This window comes from Nitrospira sp. BLG_2, assembly GCF_049222245.1.
Map to the genome: position 1 here is coordinate 1 of NZ_JBLYIG010000033.1, position 2548 is coordinate 2548.

Genomic DNA, 2548 nt, shown 5'->3' on the forward strand with positions numbered 1-2548 from the left:
CTCTAGGAGGTTGAGGTCGAGGTCATCTTTTAGGGATTCGAGAACGGCGGTGACCTTCCCAGATGGTGTCTCATTGCTTGCCCGAACCTTATCCAGAATGCCAGAAACGATGAGGCGAGAGAGGAACGACTGATCGGTCGAACAAACTGAAGAGAGTGCATGATACACGTCTTCAGTAGAGGCTCCCTTGTTCAAGACAGTGAAGAATAAATCGTTGATCCGGCGGACTTCCTGCTCCCGCTGGCGGAGCCGATCCAGCAAATATCCAAAGGCTGATGCAGAAGGTGGTTTGATTGTGAAAAGCCTATTCAGTTGAGACAAAATAGGTTCGTGCCACAAGGCCTGGACAACTTGATCATCAAGAATCAATTCGCAGATGGTGGTATAGACCTCATCAAGCTGACCTGAGCAGGAAGGCTGATCGGGTTCAGACAGAAGCAGTTCAGCCCGACGCAGGAGTGATTCAACTCTTGAAATGAACGACTTATCCACTGATGATCCTTCTCATTCTTGATGAGGTCTTAGGAGGATCTGATCGATCTTGTCCCTCTTCACAGGTTTTCCTCTCAACAGTACAAGTTTGTTTCCGCTTTCTCGAGCTGTTGTTCCTATGAACTGCTTACCATCTTTTGTTTGAATTTCCACATCCATACTGTGCCATCTTGGCAGGGTTCCTGTGACACGAAGATAGAGTTCAGCGTGCTGAAAGTCATATTCCAATGCTCCAATCTCTTCCCCCTCCTGGGTGACAACTAGAATTTTGTCTGATCCTTTGTGAGAGGTATCTGCTGCTAAGGCTAGTTTCTTGTTGGCAGGACGCAAGACTCCGCATCGGGTTCGAAGCACGAGAACCTTGTTCGCTGTCCGCCGTGGAACTGCAGGCGTGGAGTCACCATGTTTTGCTTCCACAGCCAGCCGCAGCCCTAGTGTTTGAAGAAGGGTGTGCAGGCTGTAAAATTCGGGATTTCCCTTATCGGAGAGCATTCGATAAAGGTTTTCTCGGTTTAACTTAGTAACATCTGCCAGCTTACTGAGCCCGCCTTGAGCCGCAGCAACATTTCTCAATGCGAGAAGGAAAGGTTCACGATCCCCCTCCTCAAGAGCAGCGTCGAGATATGCTGCTGCTTCTTCAGGGTCTCTGAGATCCTCTAGCAGCTTGGTTTGATAGCTCCTGCTTCTAGGCATCGCCTCGTCTCCTATAGTCCGACCAATACTTGTGCGCTCTTTGAATATCTTCCTCTTGAGAATCCTTTTCTCCTCCGCAGAGGAGAATGACCATCTTGTCTCCATCTTGCCCAATATAAATTCGATACCCCGGCCCGTAGTGCTCTCTCAACTCGACGACACCCTCACCGACTGACTTGTGGTCACCCAAATTGCCAAGGCTGACACGGTCGAGTCGTGTACGGATCTTCGCGCGCGCCTTCCTGTCTGAAAGGCCGTCGAACCATTCGGAGAAAGGTTCCTTGCCATCCTCAGTCTCATAAATCTCGATCTCCTTTGGAGAGCACTCCGGTGACATCGAAAAAGACTCCAGATAAAATCCAGAGGAGTGTAGCTTATAAACAACACTATGTCAACTGCTGATTTTGGGCGAGCATCGATGGACATTTAGGAGACGAGAGTAATCATGGGTTAGCACCATCTACGATGCACGTGACACGTCGGGGGTTCTTCGTTCTCTTCCAGCATCCTTTTCCGCTCTGACTCACTTGCCAACAATCGTCGGGCCTCTTGCGGATATGCCAGTTATGGCATAATATAGAGCGTACAGGGAGCTGAATGAAGCCGGTTCATTTCGTCGGATCGTCGTGGGAAGATATGCGGGCGCTTCCCGAAAGTGTCAGGGAAACGGCAGGGCATCAACTCTTCAAGGTGCAGCAAGGGAAAGAGCCGGACGATTGGAAACCGATGTCCATCGTCGGCGCTGGCGTGAATGAAATCCGGGTGCGGGATGAAAGCGGGGCCTATCGAGTGCTCTATGTGGCCAAGTTCGAGGAGGCAGTATACGTGCTGCATGTCTTCGAGAAACGATCCCAGAAGGCCCGGAAAGGCGATATTCAGCTAGCCAAGGCACGCTATACGGACTTGTTGAAATGGAGGAAGGAGCAGCATCTATGACACGCGCTACGGTTACCAAAGGCAGCGGGAATGTGTTTCGGGATTTGGGATTCTCCGAAGAGAAGTCCGCTGAATTGATTCTGAAAAGCAGCCTGCTTCAAGCTCTCCAAGAGACAATCAAAGGGCGGGGATGGAAGCAAGTTGAAGCCGCGGCTCAGTTGGGGATTGACCAAGCCAAAGTGTCCAAGCTCTTAGCCGGCCAGATGGCCGGATTTTCCATCGAACGCCTTGTCCATTTTCTCTCGCTGCTCGGCCAAGACGTACAGGTCACGGTTCGCAAGGCTCCTCATGGCCGACGGCGTGGGACAGTGCGGACGAGGATTGGTAGGAAGTTGGACAGAGTCACTGGGTAGTCTACCGAGTTCTGTCCAAATAAACGGTGTTCGACGCCATCCCCCTAATCGGAACCTTTTTTTGGCTTTGAAAG

The 2548-nt window shown here is 50.9% G+C and carries 5 protein-coding genes; 2 read left to right on the top strand and 3 right to left on the bottom strand.

Features of this window, described 5'->3' with window-relative positions; genetic code table 11:
* The 3 genes from ACOSYY_RS00935 to ACOSYY_RS00945 form a co-directional block, all read right to left on the bottom strand.
* The coding region (locus ACOSYY_RS00935) for a hypothetical protein (RefSeq protein WP_421660356.1) at positions 1 to 492 on the bottom strand (492 nt) is incomplete at its 3' end.
* Between the two features lie 12 nt (positions 493 to 504).
* Entirely contained in the window at positions 505 to 1290 is a 786-nt protein-coding gene (locus ACOSYY_RS00940; RefSeq protein ID WP_421660357.1) for an addiction module antidote protein, read from the bottom strand.
* Positions 1178 to 1522 (bottom strand): type II toxin-antitoxin system RelE/ParE family toxin, encoded by a 345-nt coding sequence (locus ACOSYY_RS00945; protein WP_421660359.1) that lies wholly within the window; start codon positions 1520 to 1522, stop codon positions 1178 to 1180. Before ACOSYY_RS00945 ends, ACOSYY_RS00940 begins: the two co-directional genes overlap by 113 nt.
* Positions 1523 to 1782: 260 nt before the next feature.
* On the opposite strand from ACOSYY_RS00945, the gene ACOSYY_RS00950 reads away from it, so the two are divergent.
* Both ACOSYY_RS00950 and ACOSYY_RS00955 read left to right on the top strand, forming a co-directional pair.
* Positions 1783 to 2121 carry a type II toxin-antitoxin system RelE/ParE family toxin gene (locus tag ACOSYY_RS00950; RefSeq protein WP_421660360.1) on the top strand — a complete coding sequence of 113 codons (339 nt, stop codon included), beginning with the start codon at positions 1783 to 1785 and terminating at the stop codon, positions 2119 to 2121.
* On the top strand, positions 2118 to 2474 hold the full coding sequence (locus ACOSYY_RS00955; protein ID WP_421660362.1) for a helix-turn-helix domain-containing protein: 357 nt from the start codon (positions 2118 to 2120) through the stop codon (positions 2472 to 2474). Before ACOSYY_RS00950 ends, ACOSYY_RS00955 begins: the two co-directional genes overlap by 4 nt.
* The last annotated feature ends 74 nt before the right edge of the window (positions 2475 to 2548 follow it).

What these genes read in the sequence shown, in the direction of transcription:
- ACOSYY_RS00940 (WP_421660357.1), bottom strand. Translation starts at nt 1,290, where the DNA reads ATGGAGACAAGATGGTCATTCTCCTCTGCGGAGGAGAAAAGGATTCTC.
- ACOSYY_RS00945 (WP_421660359.1), bottom strand. Translation starts at nt 1,522, where the DNA reads ATGTCACCGGAGTGCTCTCCAAAGGAGATCGAGATTTATGAGACTGAG.
- ACOSYY_RS00950 (WP_421660360.1), top strand. Translation starts at nt 1,783, where the DNA reads ATGAAGCCGGTTCATTTCGTCGGATCGTCGTGGGAAGATATGCGGGCG.
- ACOSYY_RS00955 (WP_421660362.1), top strand. Translation starts at nt 2,118, where the DNA reads ATGACACGCGCTACGGTTACCAAAGGCAGCGGGAATGTGTTTCGGGAT.